The sequence below is a fragment of the Nocardioides sp. NPDC127503 genome, from assembly GCF_040302165.1.
Classification (GTDB): Bacteria; Actinomycetota; Actinomycetes; order Propionibacteriales; family Nocardioidaceae; genus Nocardioides.
In genome coordinates, this window is sequence record NZ_JBEORH010000003.1 from 48,387 (window position 1) to 65,353 (window position 16,967).

Below are 16,967 nucleotides of genomic sequence, written 5' to 3' on the forward strand. Positions count from 1 at the left end.
CAATGTCATGATCGCTCCGTGATCACGTTCTCTCGGCGCTATCTCCTGGTCACCCTGGCTTGGCTGGTGACCCGGGGATGGGTGGTGATCCTCTACGGCTTCCCGGCCGCGGCAGAGGGCTCGTTCTCCTGGTGGGGCGCGGAGTGGGGCGTGGTGGGCGACGTGAACTACTACCGCGACAGCCTCGACGCACTGGCTACGGACGGGGTCGCGGGGACGCTGGTCGAGTATCCGGTGCCGGCGCTGCTGCTGCTCTGGGTCCCGTACGCAGCGATCGGCCTGCTCCAGCTGGGCGGCGAGGCCTACATCGTGGCGGTGCTGGCGATGGCGGCGCTGACCGATCTGCTCTTCATGGTGCTGCTCGTCCGCAACCGCCGCGGGACGCGCCCGACACTCGGGATCTCCGGCGCGGAGGCGATGTGGCTGGTCGCGGTCCCGGCGCTGGGGGCGACGGCGTACGCCCGCTTCGACCTCTTCCCCGGGATCATGGTCGGCCTGGCGGTGCTCTACGCGGTCAGGAGACCGAGGGTCGCCGCGGCGTTCGCGGCCTTCGCGACCGGCGCGAAGTACTGGCCGATCCTGGTCATCCCGGCCCTCGCCGCGAACCGCGCCGCCCGCTGCGGGGTCATTCTGACCGTCGCTGGCACCGGCGTCGCGCTGGCCGGGCTGAGTCTCGTCCTCGGTGGCTGGGACCGGCTGTGGACGCCCTTGAACTACCAGAGCGAGCGGGGCCTGCAGATCGAGTCGGTCTTCGCGACCCCGGCGATGTTCGAGTGGGGCCACGGCGGTCCGGAGAGCGGCTACGCCATCGACTACACCGAGTGGAAGGCGTACGACATCAGCGGGCCGCTCGTCGAGCCGCTGCTCCTCGCCGCGACGATCGCCTCCGTGGTCGCCGGGGCGCTCGTCATCGTCTGGTGGGTGCTCGCCTGGCGTCGCCTACCGCGCGGTGAGAGGACTGAGGAGACGATCGTGTGGCTGGTGCTCGCGACCGTGGCCGCGTTCCTCGTGACCAACAAGGTGCTCAGCCCGCAGTACATGCTCTGGCTGCTTCCCGCCGCCTCCGCCGGGCTGGTCCTGCTCCGCGGCCGGGCTCGCCGGCAGCTCGGGATCTGGTCGGTCGTGCTGGTCGTGGTGACGCTGCTGACCCACGAGATCTTCCCGCGGATGTACGGCTACATGCTCACCTTCAACGACATCGGCTCGCCATGGATCACCGAGGTGCTGGCGTGGCGCAACGGCCTGCTGGTGTTTCTCTTCCTCTACGCCGCGTGGCGCACTACTCGGTTGCTGGCCGCCCTCCCCGAGCGGGGGCGGCCAGCAACCGAAGGTCAGGAGAGGCAGACCTTGGCGACGTCGCCCTGAGCCGAGTAGATCGTGACCGGCTCCTCGGCGAAGACCGGCCGGCAGGCCGCCGCGGTGAGCTGGTGCACGGTGATGCCGTCGTAGAACCCATGGTCGTCGCAGTTCTCGTAGTTCACGTAGACCTCCCCGGGCTCGCCTCCGTCACGGACGATCCGCAGGATGACGTACGCCGTGACCGGCTGCCCCGCAGCACAGTTCTGCGGCGTGTTGGGACCGGTACGGGCCGGCGCGCTGCGGATCGCCTCCACGAGGCCGGCGGCCGCGGCGCCGGTGATCTCTCGCGAACCGGTCAGCGATGCCGAGGAAGGCTCGTACTCGCAGATCGCGATCGAGTCCGGGTCGTCGCCCTCCAGGGGCGATGTCGCCGGGTCGCTCTTCGGCCGCACCGGGTCGCCCTCGGCCAGCGGCGAGGCGGTCTCGCAGCCGTAGGGATCCTTCGCCACGGTCGTCAGAGAACCCTTGATCTCCTGGTTGACCCGTTCGTCGCCGGGACCGGTGAGGATCGTGGCGTACGCATCCTCGACCTGGACCCGGGTCAGCAGCCAGCCCTCGTGCTCCCAGGAGCCGGTCTGGAGGCTGGCGCCCTTGCCCGGCTTCTCGATCAGGACGTAGGGCTGCCACAGCGCGAACGGCACCTTGCCGAACTGCGGCGGGAAGTCACGGTCGCTGGTCTCGTTGCAGGCGATACTCGGCACCGGCTGGTTGGTGATGTTCGCGACGTAAGGAGTCCGCGGCACGGTGTCCCACTGGTCGCCGGGCTTCGCGATGCACTCCGGCAGCGCTGGCGCCGTGGCGTCGGCCCACTCCTGGGGCACCTGGAAGGCGATGTCGTAGCGGACCGCCCAGCGGTTGCCGTCCGCAGGCGCGGGTAGGTCGTCGCGGCCGCCGTTGTCGTAGGTTCCTTCGGGGGCCGCTGCATCCTGCTCGGAGAGCGGCTTGGGCGCACCACGGTCCTCGGCGGCGGCAGAGTCGCTCGCGGCCGTGCTCTCGTCGCCGCTGCCGGCGGTCGGCAGGTTCGCCACCACCCCACCCAGGCCGACGACGGCCAGCACCGCGGCGGCCGCGGCCAGGATCCACGTGGTCCGTCGGCGTACGGGTGCCTTCTCCTCCGTCTGCTCGGCCTGGTCCATCTCGTCGGACACGTCGGCCGGCCCCGACGAGTCAGAGGCCCCGGGGATCGCGAGCTCCCGCGGCTCGAAACCGTCGGCCGCACGGGCCAGGGCGGCCCGGAAGGCCCGCTCCTCGCGCTCGAAGTCACTCATTGTCAACCCCCTCGTTCCCTCTCTGATCAACAGAGCCTTGCTCGTTCAACCGCTGCCTCAGCTTGGCCAGCGCCCGGTGCACATGTGAGCGGGCGGTCGCCTCGGCGCAGTCGAGCACCGTCGCTATCTGCGCGAACGACAGGTCCTCGTAGAACCGGAGGACCACCGCCGCTCGCTGGTTGGACGGGAGCGTCTGCACCAGCTCCCACGCCTCGTCCGCGTCGCGCTCCTCGGGGCCGGGCTCATGGCTGGTCGCCATCGGCTCGACATCCTCGACCAGCACCAGCCGGCGCCGCTTGCGCCAGCCGCTGATCGACCCGTTGACGATGCTCCTCTTCACGTACGCCTCCGCCGTCCCGGACGCCGCCAGCGACTCCCACCGCGGCAGCGCACGGGCGAGGGCGTCCTGCACCAGGTCAGGAGCGTCGGAGTTGTTGCCGGTCACCAGATAGGCGAACCGCTGTAGCGCGGGCCCCCTCGAGGCCACCCAGGCCCCGAAGTCCGGATCCCTCTCCTGCTCTTCGGCATCCACGGACACCTCCTCTGGCACGTTCACACCCCTCCTACGCGAAGTCTGTCGTGTTCGTTGCGTGTAAAGCGGAATTGAGTTGCCCGAAGACGTCCCGGTCCTAAGGTTGGCCGGGTGACCCGTGAAGTAGACGCCCGCACCGACCGCTATGTCGAGGAGCTCTGCGCCCTCGACCCGCTGACCGCGACGTACGTCGGTGTCGCCGGCCACGACGCGGAGCTCCCCGACCTCTCCCCCGACGGGATGCAGGCGGTGGAGGAGCTCAACCGTGCGGCCTACGCCGACGTGGCCGCGATCAAGCCGGTCGACGAGCGCGAGCAGGTCGCCAAGGATGCGTTCCTGGAGCGGGTCGGGCTCGACATCGAGTTCGCCGAGGCGCAGCTGGACCGGAAGTTCGTCTCCGTCATCACCAGCGGCATCCACAACCTGCGCGAGGTCTTCGACCTGATGCCGACCGGCACCGAGGACGACTGGGCCGCGATCGGCGCCCGACTGGCCAAGATGCCGGACGCGGTCGCGGGCTACACCGCCACCCTTCGGGAGGAGGCCGCGGCCGGACGGGTCTCGGCGACGGCTCAGTACGAGAAGGTCGCCGACCAGATCCTGAGCTGGACCGGGCAGAAGACGGCTGGTGACTTCTTCACCGGTCTCGTCTCGCGTGCCCCCGAGGCCGTTCCCTCCTCCCTGCGCGCCGAGCTCGAGGCCTCGGCCGCGAAGGCCAACGAGGCGTTCGCCGAGTTCGGGCGCTTCATGGCCGCCGACCTGGTCCCCAACGGGCTGCCTAAGGAGGCCGTCGGGCGCGACCACTACCAGCTCTCCTCACGGCGCTACCTCGGCGCCGAGATCGACTTGGAGGAGACGTACGCCTGGGGTTGGGAGGAGCTCAAGCGACTCTCCGACGACATGGAGGCCACCGCCGACCGGATCCTGCAGGGATCGAGCGTCGTCGAAGCGGCGGCCCATCTCGACAAGGACCCCGCGCGGCAGCTGACCTCGACCGACGCGCTCAAGAAGTGGATGCAGACCACCGCCGACCGCGCCATCGCGGAGCTGGCCGACGTGCACTTCGACATCCCCGAGCCGGTCCGCCGGATCGAGTGCATGATCGCGCCCACCACCGACGGCGGGATCTACTACACCGGCCCCTCCGAGGACTTCTCCCGGCCCGGCCGGATGTGGTGGTCGGTGCCCGAGTCGGTCACCTCCTTCGGCACCTGGCGCGAGCTGACCACGGTCTACCACGAGGGCGTCCCGGGCCACCACCTCCAGGTCGCCCAGACCGCCTACCGCGCCGAGCTGCTCAACCGCTGGCAGCGACTGATGTGCTGGGTCTCGGGCCACGGCGAGGGCTGGGCGCTCTACGCCGAGCGCCTCATGGACGATCTCGGCTACCTCGACGACCCCGGTGACCGTCTCGGCATGCTCGACGGACAGTCCTTCCGGGCCGCGCGGGTGATCATCGACATCGGCATGCACCTGGAGCTGACGATCCCGGAGGACAATCCGTTCGGCTTCCACCCCGGCGAGGTGTGGACGCCCGAGCTCGGCCGCGAGTTCATCGGACAGCACTGCCTGATGGAGGACGCCTTCCTCGACTTCGAGGTCGCCCGCTACCTCGGCTGGCCGGGCCAGGCGCCGTCCTACAAGGTCGGTGAGCGGATCTGGCTCCAGGCCCGCGAGGACGCGCGCGCTCGCGCCGGGGCCGCCTTTGACATGAAGGCCTTCCATCGCGCGGCGCTCGACCTCGGCTCTCTTGGCCTCGATCCTCTTCGGGCTGCGCTCGGGCGGCTTTAGTTCTGCGGGGTTGGTCAGAAGATTTTGGTCGTACGCGGGGTGCTGCTTTCGTCTGCTGCTGTTTCCACGGGGTTGGGCTGGGCCGCCGACCCGTTCTTTGAGGGTCTCTCGATCTGGACCGGCGTCAAGGACGCCCTTCGGGCGCCGGCTTCGCCGGCCGCTTCGCGGTCCTGGACTCCGGACCAGATCGAGAAAAGATTTGGCTGGCTATCGGGGCGGCGGCCCGGGTGTGGCCACGGCACACTCACCCACGAAAGGTGAGCGCTCCACGCCTCCACCAGACATGGGGTCTTTGCGTGAAAGAAAAATTTCTTCCATCCGCCAACCCCACCCCCGGGCCAGGCGCTCTCTGAGGCGAACGAATTTTCGTTCGCCCACCAACCCTCCCGAAGAGAACGGGCTCTAGGCGGAAGGAAAATTCCTTCCCCCAAGACTCCCGTCTCCAAGAGGTCGCCCCCACGCCGAACGAAAATTCGTTCGCCTCCCCAACCCCGGCTGCCGAACTGGCCCCGAGCGGAAAGAAAATTCCTTCCACTGGTCGGGCCGACCACCCAAGCTCCCAAGCCCCCGCCCAACCCATATCTCCGCACCAAACCCCTGCCGCCGACCCGATAGCCAGCCAAAATTCTCAACGGCGCCCGGTGTCAAGGACCGCGAAGCGGCCGGCGAAGCCGGCGGCCGAAGGCCGTCCTTGACTCCGGGAGCCGTTGAGAACACCATCCGTAACGGGTCGGCGGCCACCAGCCCGAAGAACCTCAGTTGACCGTCCGGCCAGTCACAACCTCAGGGTTCTCAGCCAGCCACGCACCCATCTCGTCCTCCCGCATAGCCGCCCACAAGCGGCGGCCTTCGCGCTTGTCGAGACGAACGACGCTCTGCGCGCCTTCTTTGCCCAGCCCCGCGACGGGGGCGGTGAAGAACGTCAGGTCCGAAGAAGGCATCCGGGCAAGATCAAGGGCCAGGCCTCGAAGGTCACCGCCCGAGAAGCCGGAGTCGACCGTCAGGTGGCGGGTGATGATGTCGAGGAGGTCGTAGGCCTTCTTGGGGTTCTTCGGGTCGACGCTCTGTCTCAGGCCGCGGAGGATGGAACGCAGCACATACTGCTGGCGCTTCACGCGGTCCAGGTCGCCGCCGGGGAGGCCGTAGCGCTGGCGTACGTAGAGGAGGGCCTCCTCGCCGCTGAGCAGGTGGGTGCCCTTGGTCCAGGTGCGGTGGCGGGCCGAGTCGTGGACGGTCTCGGGGATGTAGACCTCGACGCCGCCGAGGAGGTCGCCGATCTCCTCGAAGCCGGCCCAGTCGACCCAGGCGACATGGTCGATGCGTACGCCGGTGAGCTTCTCGACCGTCTGCACGCTCAGTTTCGGCCCACCCTGGGAGAAGGCGGCGTTGACCTTGGCCTTGCCGTGTCCGGGGATCCGTACCCAGGAGTCCCGGGGGATCGAGACGACCGAGGCCGAGCGGCGGTCCGCGCTGAGGTGCAGCAGCATCATCGTGTCGGCCCGCTGCTCGCCGGGGGTCCACGACGCTGTGGCGCCGCTGCCAGTGGTGGCCTCGCCGCCGGTGCGTCCGTCGGTGCCGAGGAGCAGGATGTTCAGCGCCCCTGCAGCTTCGCCGGCTGCCTCGGGACGCTCCTCGAGCCCGGCGAAGACATCGACGGTACGGACCTGGCGGTCGAGCCGGTGGGCGAGGTACCAGCCGGTGCCGGCGACGGCGGAGACCAGCACGACGAACGCGATCCCTACGCCGAGCCAGATGCGCGTCTTCTTCATGGCCGTCCTCAGAGGTGGGGGTCGAGGGCGGATAGAGGCTAGTGGTCGCTACTCGCGGTCATCGAAGTGGTCCTCCCAGGAGCGCCGCAGGATCGTCGGTACGTCGCCGGCCAGGGCCGAGCGCAGAGCATCGAGCTGACCCTCATCGAGGGCGATCCGCGGGAAGGCGCGGCCGACCTCGATGGCGAAGGCCTGACCACGGGTGGCCAGGGCAGGCGCCTCGGCGAGATAGGCGGTGACGTAGGGCCGCAGCAGGTGCGCCTGCTCGGCGATCCACATCCCCGAGGCCAGCGCCCCGAAGCGTCGGTTGTCGACACCGGGGGCGAGCATCGCCTCCCAGGCGGCGTCCTTCGCGCTGGTCGACGGACGGGCGGCGAGGGCCCGAAGCGCCCCGAGGTCTCCCTCGGCGGTGCCGTCCCGGTCGCGCTCGGTCGCGATGAAGCGCGCGTCGGCCTCACCGAGCGAGGCGAGACGTACGATCGCCTCCCAGCGTGTCGTCGGCAGCAACGGGATGCCGATCGCGACGTTGTCGGCGTCCAGCCAGCCGCGCAGCAGCCCGGCGTCCGCGCTGGTCGCGGCCTGGGCTGCGGCCCAGGCCAGGGCCCGCTGCTCGTCGTCCGCGGAAGCCTTCAGGCCCGCAGCGGCCGCGGCGGCGATCCGCGCCACCGCTCCCGCCGCGCGCGAGGCCGGCACCCGCTGCGGGATCACCACGGACCGGGCCTCGGCGAGGACGCCCTCGATGATGTCCGCCCGAGTCTCCGCGGGAAGGTGGGCCTCGACCAGGTCGAGGTAGTCGTCGGCCGAGAGGTCACGCGACCGCACCCGGAGGGCGGTGGAGGACCAGAGCACGGCACGTACGAGCGGGTCCTCGAGCCGGGAGAGTCCGTCGGAGAGCGCCTCCCACGACCCCGGGTCGAGACGGAGCGCGGCGAAGGTCTCGCCGCCGGCGTTGGGTACGACGACGAGCCCGGCGAACTCCGGCAGCGGCACCGGCTCGGCGCCCAGTTCGACCCGCCGACGTCCGACGAGCCGCAGCGAGGAGTCGTAGCCGGCGACGGTGAACGCGTGCGGCCGGCTTCCCTCGCGCTCCAGAACGGGAACGTCCCCCTCCCGCCGCGCGGACACGGTGTCGAACCCCGGGCGCCGCAGCCAGGCGTCCACCCACCCGCGTACGTCCCTCGACGAGCTCGCCGCGAGCGACTCGACGAAGTCGGCCAGCGTCGCGTTGGCGAAGCGGAAGCGGGTCAGGTGACGGTTGACCCCTGCCATGAACTCCTCGTCACCGAGCCAGAAGGCGAGCTGAACCAGGCAGGCCCCGCCCTTGGCATAGGAGATGCCGTCGAAGATCGTGGCGGCGGTGTCCACGTCGGGCACGTCCTCGGCCAGCGGAGCGACCGGATGGGTCGAGCGGCGAGCATCGGATCGGTAGCCCCACGGCTTGCTCCCGACCTCCACCTCGACCCGCAGGTCCGAGAATCCGGCGCCCGCCTCCGCGACCCGGTAGCCCATGTAGTCGGCGAACGACTCCTGCAGCCAGGTGTCCTCCCACCAGGTCATCGTCATCGAGTCGCCGAACCACATGTGCGACATCTCGTGGGCGATGATCACCGCGCGGATCGCGCGCTGGGTGTCGGTGATCGCGCCGCGCGGCAACAGTTCGTCGCGGTAGGTCACGCACCCCGGCATCTCCTGCGCGCCCCAGTTGAGCCCGGGCACGAAGACCTGGTCGTAGGAGTCGAAGGGATAGGGCTCGTCGATGAGGTCGGCGTAGTGGGCGAAGCACGCCTCGGAGGTACGCCGCAGCTCGTCCGCGTCCCGGTCCAGCTCGGTCGCCAGCGACCGCCGGGCGTGCCAGCCGAACGTGAGCCCCGCATGTGTCCATCGCACCGAGTGCCACGGCCCGGCGGCGACGACCAGCAGCGCCGGCGGGATCGGGGGAGTGGTGGCGAAGACCCAGCGGCCGGCGTCGCGCGAGACGACGGCGCCGTTGGCGAGGACGGTGTCGGCCGGATCGGCGGTGACCGCTACCGCGAACGACGCCTTGAGATCGTTCTGGTCGAAGCAGGCGAAGACCTTGGAGGCGTTGTCCATGCCCAGGTAGGCGGACACGTAGCGCGACCCGTCGACCGGGTCGGTGAACGTGTGCATCCCGTCGCCGTCGGTCGTATAGGGCAGCGTCACGGTCACCTCCACCTCGTTGACCGCTCCATCGGACAGTCCGGTGAAGAGGCCGGTCAGGCCCACCCGCGCACCGTCGTACGCGGCCTCGACGACCTCCCCGTTGACGACCAGCGACACCGAGAGCGCGCCCTTCAGATCCAGGAACGTCTCGGCGACCGTGGAACGGAACCGGACCCGGGTGTGACTCCGGAAGGTCTCGGGACCGGTGAGGTCCAGATCGAGGGAGTAGGAGACGGAGCTGAGCACGCCGGCCCGTGTGCGGGCCTCGTCGAGTGTGAGGGACACGGCCTCCAACGTACGTCCTCGCAGGTCAGCACGCGCGCGCATTTCGCTGTGAGCGTGATCCGGGGATAGTCTGTGGCAGTTGCCTCGGCGAGGGAGCGTATCGCGCTCCGTGATCGACAAGGTGGACGTCTCTTCGGGAGACGCCGTGCCTTCGTCGCACGGCCTTCGTTGGACCAGCCGGGCGCCATTGACGTCAGCACCACTCATCGAGGAGTTCAACGCATGTCCAGCGAGAAGATCGTCGCCGAGAAGCGCACCGAGTTCGGCAAGGGTGCCGCTCGCCGCATCCGCCGTGAGAACAAGATCCCGGCGGTCGTCTACGGCCACGGTGCCGACCCGATGCACCTGAGCCTGCCGGGTCACGCCACCATGATGGCGCTCAAGAACCACGGTGCGAACGCTCTTCTCGAGCTCGACATCGACGGCAAGATCCAGCTGGCCATGACCAAGCAGGTCCAGGTCGACGACGTCCGCCGCGTCATCGAGCACGTCGACTTCGTCGCCGTACGCGCCGGCGAGAAGGTCACCGTCGACATCACCGTCCACGTCGTGGGCGACGCGATCTCCGGCACCATGGTCGTCACCGACGCCAACACCCTGACCGTCGAGACCGAGGCCACCCACGTGCCCGAGAGCATCGAGATCAGCGTCGAGGGCCTCGAGGCCGGCACCCAGATCCTCGCCGGCGCCGTCGAGCTGCCGAAGGGCACCACGCTGGTCACCGACCCGGAGACCCTGGTCGTCAACATCACCGAGGCGAAGACCAACGAGGAGCCCGCCGACGAGGCCGCCGAGGGCGAGACCGCTGAGTCCGCCGAGGCCGAGGCCACCAACGGCGAGTGACCGTTTCGGTGACCGACGGCGTCTGGCTGGTCGTCGGCCTGGGCAACCCCGGGCCGACGTACGCCGGGCACCGTCACAACATCGGCTATCTCGTCACCGACGAGCTGGCCAACCGGCTGGACGGCAAGTGGCGTGCCCACAAGTCCGGCCGTGCTGACGTCGTGGAAGGGCGGCTCCGGGGGGCGACCCCGGGGCTGCCCGGCCCACGCGTCGTGCTCGCCCGTTCCCGGACCTACATGAACGAGTCCGGCGGGCCGGTCAAGGCGCTCGCGACCTTCTACAAGGTCCCGCCCGACCATGTCATCGCCATCCACGACGAGCTCGACATCGCCTTCGACACGATGCGGGTCAAGCTGGGCGGCGGCGACAACGGCCACAACGGCCTCAAGTCGATGCGGTCCTCCCTGGGCAGCGGCGACTTCCACCGGGTGCGCGTCGGCATCGGCCGCCCGCCCGGGCGCCAGGAGGTGCACGACTACGTGCTCTCCAACTTCTCCACCACCGAGCGCAAGGTGCTGCCGTTCGTCGTCGACACCGCCGCCGACGCCATCGAGACGCTGATCAACGAGGGCCTGGAGAAGACCCAGCAGCGGTTCAACTCCTAAGGGTCAACTCCGAGGCGGCCGCAGATACCGGTCGTACGCAGCGACAGCGGCCAGCTGGGAACCGACCTCGAACTTCCGCAGGATCGACTTCACCTGGGTCCGCACCGTCGTCTGGGCGACACCGAAGCGCGCCGCGATCTCGGCGACGGTGGCCCCGTCGTAGAGCAGCTCGAGCACCTCGTGCTCGCGCACGGTCAGCGAACGGACCAGGCGATGCATGCGCTCGCGTCCGTCACGCAGCAGGTGCCACTGCGCGATCAGCCCCTCGGCCTCGTTCGGAGTGTGCCCGTGCCGGCCCTCGGCCGCATCCCGCAGCGTGTCCTCGATCGTGTCCGAGTCGGTGTCTGCGGAGAGCACGGCGACCGCACCGGCCTCGAGCAGGGCACCCCAGAGGCCGCCGCGCGGGGCAGGGGTCAGCACGACCGCGGGCAGGCGTACGCCGCGGACCAGGTCGCACACTTCGCCGAGATGGGTCCAGCCGTCGAGGTCGGTGACCACCAGCCAGGCGGAGGGATCTCCGCCGAGCAGCTCGTCGGGGTGCGCGATCGTGGGCGCAGTCGCCGCGACCGTGATGCCGCGCTCCTCGAGCGCAACCGTCACGGCATCGAGGGTCATCGTCTCGTCGGCTGAGACAGCAACCCTGAGTCGTACGGTCGAGCCTGCCATGTCTGCCGCGCCGTTCGGTCGTCTCGGGCCCTGCCAGATCTCCCTGGGGGTATGGCTATTCTGGGGAGCCGCAGGCGGGGATCGGGAACCTGTTCTACAGTGCCCCAAGTTTGGGGATGACCTGGGACAACGTGTCCCGCAATGTAGTTTGTGGACGACCTCGAAATTCTATGACTCCTCAATTCTCGGTATTGGCCCGGAATGCGGTCCCGTGGCGCTACGGTGCTGATTACGTTGCCTTGTGAAGGTTTCGGTCACAACATTCAAATTGGGACGGCCCGACAAGCTCGGGCTGGGGGAGCAGGGCCTGGACACGGCCCTATTCGGGACTCATACCTCACTGGCCGACCCGACCTGGGGAGCAGTATGTCTACGTCCATTTTCCAGCGGATCAACTCGGGTTGGTTAACCACCGCCTACGCAACGACCACCGCCGTCTTCATCGGTATCCAGAGCTTTCTGATCGCCGTCCTTCAGGGACCTTGGGTCTCTTTCCACGCCCACGGAGCAGTCCTCTGGGCCATCCTCACGGCCATCGTCGTCACCACCTCGCTCGTGGCCGCCGCAGCGCTGCTGTTCGGTGGCGTACGCATCTACCGGCGCGTGTGCGCGGCAGAGGCGAAGGCAGCCGACGAGATCTACCACGACCTGCTCAGCGCGCGTGAGACCCAACGTCTCCACCGAGCCCGGATGCACGAGGTGACCTCTACCCTCGCCGGCGTCCGCTCGGCGAGTGAGCTGCTGTGCAACTCCGACACGCTCGATCCGGAGCGTCGCGTCGCGATGATGACCATGATGGGCAGCGAGCTCAGGCGCCTCGAGCGGCTCGTCCGCGCCCAGCGTGGCGGCGCGGACACGATGCCGATCGACGTCGGCGTGATCGATGTCGACGCGGTGATCCACAACCTCGCCCTGGCTCATGAGGCCAGCGGCACCACGGTCGTCCACGAGCCCAGCAACGCACTCGCCTCCGGCAGCTCGGACGCGGCGGCGGAGATCGTCAACATTCTTCTCGACAACGCGGCCAAGCACGGCTCCGGCGCTGTCGAGGTCAAGGTCCAGCACGAGCCCGGCGAGTCGAGTCAGATGGTCGTCATCGAGATCTCCGACGACGGCCCCGGCGTCGCCCCCGAGGTGCGTGACCGGATCTTCGAGTGGGGCGTCCGTGGGCCGGACTCGGCCGGCCAGGGCATCGGGCTCAACGAGGCCCACACCGTCGCCGAGCGGATGGGCGGCTCGCTCCACCTCGCTGCCGCAGAACGTACGACCTTCGTGGTCACCCTCCCCAGCGCCGTGATCCAAGTAGACAAGGAAGGCGCCTCCGATGACGTTGTCGCCGCGTAGTCAGTATCGAGTCGTCATCGTCGAGGACCACGTCCTCTTCGCCGAGTCGCTCGAGCTCGCCGTCTCGATGGAGGGATACGACGTACGCCGCATCCCGATGCCCAGCGAACCCGTCTCGACCGCCACGATGGTCTCCGTCGTGCTCCGCAACAAGCCGAAGGTCGTGCTCCTCGACCTCGACCTGGGCCGCTACGGCGACGGCGTACGCCTCATCGAGCCGCTGGCCAAGGCCGGCGTCGACGTCGTCGTGGTGACCGGTGCGATCGAGGAGGCCCGCTGGGGCCAGGCGCTGCGCAACGGTGCCCGCACGGTGCTGTCCAAGTCCCGCCCGCTCGGCGAGATCCTCGGCACCGTCAGGCGGCTCTACCAGGGCGCCTGCGTGCTCGCGGTGAGCGACCGTGAGCGGCTGATCCGGGTCTGGTTCGAGCGCCAGCACGAGGTCTCCGAGCTGAGCCGCCGCATCGAGCTGCTCACCAAGCGCGAGTCGCAGGTCCTCGGCCATCTGATGCTCGGCCGCACCGTCCACGAGATCGCCGTCATCGGCGTCGTCTCCGAGGCGACCGTACGCACCCAGGTGAAGTCCATCCTGGCCAAGCTCCAGGTCACCTCCCAGATCGCGGCCGTCGGCCTCGCCCACCGCCTCGGCTGGCGGTCCCCGCAGTCGCTCGAGTGAGTCGACTGGTCTGGACCAGTGGGTTCCGGTTCCCTCATTTGGTCTAACCGGACCCCCATCGGCCCCCAACGACCGCTTTCTTCCCGCATTGTTCTGGCATGAAGTAAGCGTTCGGGCGCCCAGCAGCTATGGGGGAGATGGATGACGATAGAGCTGGCGTCGGTGGAGACAGTAGTCCCGCTCGACATCAACCGCCGGAGGGTGTCCGCCAAGGCACCCTCCCTTCGGTTGCAGGCCTCGATGGTCGACGGGCTCGCCTTGATGATCCTCGCGCCGCTGATCGTGGGACAGACGATCGTCCTCGCGCTGGCGTGGGGTCTGGTCTGGGGGTTGGCGACCAGGATCACCGCGCCGAAGATCCTGCCCGGCGCAGAGCGTCTGCGGGCGACGGTCTCGGGCGTCTTCAAGGCGTTCATGGCGATGAGCATGGCGACCTGGCTGCTGGGTGCGGTGATCGAGCTGCCGCAGGCGCAGCTGGTCGTGCAGACGATCCTCGGGCTGGTGACCGCGCTCGCCTTCCGAGTCGTCGGCTACATCTTCAGCTCCCGGCCGCGCACTCCGCTCCGTGTCGTCGTGGTGGAGGCTGCCCATGACCACGGGGTGATCCCGGAGTGGACCCACCGGCTCAGCGGCGGCCTGATGGAGGCGGCGGCAGTCTGCCGAGCCGACGGCCTCTCCGGTGCGATCGCCTCGGTCGCACCCGACGCGGTGCTGGTCGTCCCCGGGCCCGACCTGGCCGGCCGGGAGATCCAGCGCCTGGCCTGGACGAGCGAGTCCTTCGGCCTGCCGCTGCTGGTCAGCACCCGGATGCAGGACGTGACCCCGCAGCGTACGTCCTCGATGCGGCTGGGCTCGATGACCCTGCTCTACGTCGAAGAGGCCTTGCGGGCGCGGCTGACCCGGGTGGCCAAGTACGTGTGGGAGTGGCTGGCCGCGGCGGCCGCCGTCGTCGTGCTCCTCCCGGTCTTCGCCGTCATGACGGTCGTGATCAAGCTCGACTCACCGGGCCCGGTCTTCTTCCGGCAGGTGCGCGTCGGCCGCGGCGGCAAGCAGTTCCGGATCTGGAAGTTCCGCACCATGGTCGTCGACGCCGAGTCGCTGCTGCGCACGCTCGACCACCGGCCCGGACACGTCCTCTTCAAGCTCCGCGCCGACCCGCGGGTGACCCGCGTGGGGCGGGTGCTGCGGAAGTACTCCCTCGACGAGCTGCCGCAGCTGTTCAACATCGTGCTGGGTCAGATGTCGCTGGTCGGGCCCCGTCCGGGGCTGCCGAGCGAGGTGGCGATGTACGATCGGGACTCTCATCGCCGACTTGCGGTTGCACCCGGTCTGACCGGGCTGTGGCAGGTCTCGGGGCGTTCGGACCTCTCCTGGGAGGACACGGTCCGCCTGGACCTCGACTATGTGGACAACTGGACGCTGCTGCGGGACTTCGGGATCGTCGTTCGTACAGTAAAAGCTGTTGTGCGAGGCTCTGGCGCCTACTAGTGAGTGTCGCCTAAACTCCCAGGCCGTTGTGTGAGCAACCCGACACGTACGAACAACTGGATCCTCGACGGGAACGTCCCCCATGCAAACCTCCCCCCACCCCATGATTGCCGGCCGTTATGAGCTGCACCGCCTGATCGGGCGAGGCGGTATGGGCGAGGTATGGCAGGCCATGGACCTCACCCTCCAACGCTGGGTGGCGGTCAAGGTCGTTCGGACGTCGGCCGACCCGACGATGATCGAGCGGTTCCGGCGCGAGTCGCTCTCCACCGCGGCGGCCAGCCACCCCGGCACCGTGCAGGTCCACGACGCCGGGATCGAACGCACCGCCAACGGGCCGATGGCCTTCCTCGTCATGGAGCTCCTGACAGGCCCCGACCTCGGCGAACGCCTGCGCTCGCACGGCCCGCTGATCGCCCGGGAGGCCGGCGAGGTCATCGTCCAGTCCGCGCGTACGCTCGCCGCCGTCCACGCCCAGGGGATCGTCCACCGCGACATCAAGCCGTCCAACCTGGTCTACGACAGCGACCGCAGGATCCGGATCGTCGACTTCGGGATCGCCCAGCTCGCCCGGCTGGGCGACCAGCGGCTGACCTCCACCCACGACGTGGTCGGAAGCCTCGGCTACCTCTCGCCCGAGCGTGGGTCGGGTGGCGAGGTCGGTCCGCCGAGCGACATCTACTCCCTGGGCTGTGTCTTCTACGAGATGCTCACCGGCCGCACCCCCTACTCCGGTGGTGCGCCCGCGACGATGGTCTACCAGCACGCCACCGCACCCATCCCGCGGGCCAGCGCGGTGGTCCAGGTGCCGGGGATCATCGACGACCTGGTCGCGATGATGATGGCCAAGGACCCCGAGCAACGGCCGAGCGCGCACGACGTCGTCGCGGTGCTCACCGGCTCGGGCCCGCTGCCGGTCTTCGACGCGCAGGTGCCCAGGCAGCGTACGACGCACCCGTCGGGTCCGATCAGCACCTCCGGTGCCTACGAGGCGTTCGGTGGGAGCGGCTCGTTCCCTGCTGCCGGGTCGACCGGATCCACCGGTGCGACCGGCTCGTCCGGGGCGTTCGAGAGGATCGGGGCGAGCGGGTCGTTCCCGACCGGCGGGTCCCGGGTGGCGAAGCGCTCCGGCGCCAACCGGACGCTGAGCATCCTGCTGGCGGTGGCCCTGGTCGCTGTCGCGGTCGGCGGCGTGGCGACCTTCGCCTCCTTCCGCAGCGCCTCGGAGACGGGCCGGGCGGCCGCGCTCAGCGAAGCACTCCCGGAGACCATCGAGCTCGCCGTCGACGTGATCTTCGAGCGGGACTCGCTGCAGCCCGTCGCTCAGGCGCCGGTCAACGTACGCTCCACCTACCTGCACACGACCGACCTCGCGGTCGAGGAGTGGCGGACAGCCGCGGCCGAGGTCGACGTCGACGGTGACGCCGAGCTGCGGACGCTCCACCACGACATCACCGAGGTGCTCGACGACTTCGAGGTCTACCGGGTCGAGATGCAGGAAGGCGACAAGGCCAGCCAGGACGCCGCTCGCGAGGTCTACACCGCGCTGGCCAGCAACCTGCTGATGCTCGCGGCGCAGGTGCCGGAGCTGGAGGACGGCCAGACCGGCGACCAGGTCCGCAACCTCAGCAAGCTGACGCAGGCGGCGGAGGCGTTCAGCATCGAGCGGGAGCTCATGGTCGTCGCGCTGTCCGAGAACGAGATCGGTACGAAGTCGGTCAAGGAGCTCACCGACGCGGAGGCCGCCTGGGTGAAGGCGTCCTCGGCGTTCTACTCGGGCGCCTCGCCCGAGCTGCAGGCGGACCTCGACCAGGTCTCCGACGGCACCTTCGACAAGGGCTCGGGCTCGATGATGGTGCAGCGTACGGTCCGCGACGTCGCCGCCAAGGGCAGCATCGAGGGCGTCGCCACGGAGCTGAGGGCGGCGTCGAAGGGCGAGCCGATCGTCCGCACCTGGTCCGACGGCGCCGTCGCATACATCCAGAGCCTTCTCGAGGTGATCCTGAAGTCGGCCGAGACCATGGCCAACGACGTCACCGACGAGCACGAGCGTGCCAAGACCGGGCTGATCCTGCGCGCGGTGCTGACCGGGGTGGCGCTGGTCGCCGCGATCGGACTCGGGCTGGGCCTTTATCGGACTCGGCGGTCGGCTGGATAGAGTGC

General features: G+C 69.3%; 13 protein-coding genes. 8 read left to right on the top strand and 5 right to left on the bottom strand.

Annotated elements, in window-relative coordinates; translation table 11 throughout:
* The first annotated feature begins 18 nt into the window (after nucleotides 1-18).
* Entirely contained in the window at nucleotides 19-1,365 is a 1,347-nt protein-coding gene (locus ABTW65_RS07345) for a glycosyltransferase 87 family protein (protein ID WP_350659325.1), read from the top strand.
* On the opposite strand, the gene ABTW65_RS07350 is transcribed toward ABTW65_RS07345, so the two are convergent.
* Together ABTW65_RS07350 and ABTW65_RS07355 are read right to left on the bottom strand one after the other, a co-directional pair.
* Entirely contained in the window at nucleotides 1,332-2,627 is a 1,296-nt protein-coding gene (locus tag ABTW65_RS07350) for a hypothetical protein (protein ID WP_350659326.1), read from the bottom strand. The two genes, ABTW65_RS07345 and ABTW65_RS07350, sit on opposite strands and share 34 nt — an antisense overlap.
* A complete protein-coding gene (locus ABTW65_RS07355) occupies nucleotides 2,620-3,159 on the bottom strand; it encodes a SigE family RNA polymerase sigma factor (RefSeq protein ID WP_350659327.1) in 540 nt (179 codons plus the stop codon). The genes ABTW65_RS07350 and ABTW65_RS07355 overlap by 8 nt, the downstream gene beginning before the upstream one ends.
* Nucleotides 3,160-3,270: 111 nt before the next feature.
* Here ABTW65_RS07355 and ABTW65_RS07360 point away from each other — a divergent pair, with 111 nt between their 5' ends.
* Nucleotides 3,271-4,950, top strand: coding sequence for a DUF885 domain-containing protein (locus ABTW65_RS07360; protein WP_350659328.1), 1,680 nt, complete (start codon nucleotides 3,271-3,273; stop codon nucleotides 4,948-4,950).
* 755 nt (nucleotides 4,951-5,705) lie between these two features.
* On the opposite strand, the gene ABTW65_RS07365 is transcribed toward ABTW65_RS07360, so the two are convergent.
* Nucleotides 5,706-6,719: an LCP family protein gene (locus ABTW65_RS07365; protein WP_350659329.1), complete on the bottom strand. Its 1,014-nt coding sequence runs from the start codon at nucleotides 6,717-6,719 to the stop codon at nucleotides 5,706-5,708.
* 48 nt (nucleotides 6,720-6,767) lie between these two features.
* Nucleotides 6,768-9,185, bottom strand: a complete 2,418-nt coding sequence (gene pepN / locus ABTW65_RS07370; protein WP_350659330.1) for an aminopeptidase N — start codon at nucleotides 9,183-9,185, stop codon at nucleotides 6,768-6,770.
* A gap of 222 nt (nucleotides 9,186-9,407) precedes the next feature.
* Between pepN and ABTW65_RS07375 the strand changes: the two genes are divergently transcribed.
* Together ABTW65_RS07375 and pth are read left to right on the top strand one after the other, a co-directional pair.
* Nucleotides 9,408-10,028 (top strand): 50S ribosomal protein L25/general stress protein Ctc, encoded by a 621-nt coding sequence (locus tag ABTW65_RS07375; RefSeq protein WP_350659331.1) that lies wholly within the window; start codon nucleotides 9,408-9,410, stop codon nucleotides 10,026-10,028.
* Nucleotides 10,025-10,633, top strand: coding sequence for an aminoacyl-tRNA hydrolase (pth, locus tag ABTW65_RS07380; RefSeq protein WP_350659332.1), 609 nt, complete (start codon nucleotides 10,025-10,027; stop codon nucleotides 10,631-10,633). Before ABTW65_RS07375 ends, pth begins: the two co-directional genes overlap by 4 nt.
* A gap of 3 nt (nucleotides 10,634-10,636) precedes the next feature.
* On the opposite strand, the gene ABTW65_RS07385 is transcribed toward pth, so the two are convergent.
* Complete coding sequence (locus ABTW65_RS07385) at nucleotides 10,637-11,299, bottom strand: helix-turn-helix transcriptional regulator (protein WP_350659333.1); 663 nt, start codon at nucleotides 11,297-11,299, stop codon at nucleotides 10,637-10,639.
* Between the two features lie 366 nt (nucleotides 11,300-11,665).
* On the opposite strand from ABTW65_RS07385, the gene ABTW65_RS07390 reads away from it, so the two are divergent.
* The 4 genes from ABTW65_RS07390 to ABTW65_RS07405 all read left to right on the top strand — a co-directional run bounded on the left by ABTW65_RS07390 (nucleotide 11,666) and on the right by ABTW65_RS07405 (nucleotide 16,962).
* Nucleotides 11,666-12,643: a sensor histidine kinase gene (locus ABTW65_RS07390; protein ID WP_350659334.1), complete on the top strand. Its 978-nt coding sequence runs from the start codon at nucleotides 11,666-11,668 to the stop codon at nucleotides 12,641-12,643.
* Complete coding sequence (locus tag ABTW65_RS07395; RefSeq protein WP_091052720.1) at nucleotides 12,624-13,316, top strand: response regulator transcription factor; 693 nt, start codon at nucleotides 12,624-12,626, stop codon at nucleotides 13,314-13,316. Before ABTW65_RS07390 ends, ABTW65_RS07395 begins: the two co-directional genes overlap by 20 nt.
* A gap of 141 nt (nucleotides 13,317-13,457) precedes the next feature.
* Complete coding sequence (locus tag ABTW65_RS07400; RefSeq protein WP_350659335.1) at nucleotides 13,458-14,804, top strand: exopolysaccharide biosynthesis polyprenyl glycosylphosphotransferase; 1,347 nt, start codon at nucleotides 13,458-13,460, stop codon at nucleotides 14,802-14,804.
* Nucleotides 14,805-14,907: 103 nt separating this feature from the next.
* Nucleotides 14,908-16,962, top strand: coding sequence for a protein kinase domain-containing protein (locus ABTW65_RS07405; RefSeq protein WP_350659894.1), 2,055 nt, complete (start codon nucleotides 14,908-14,910; stop codon nucleotides 16,960-16,962).
* Nucleotides 16,963-16,967 lie beyond the last annotated feature (5 nt).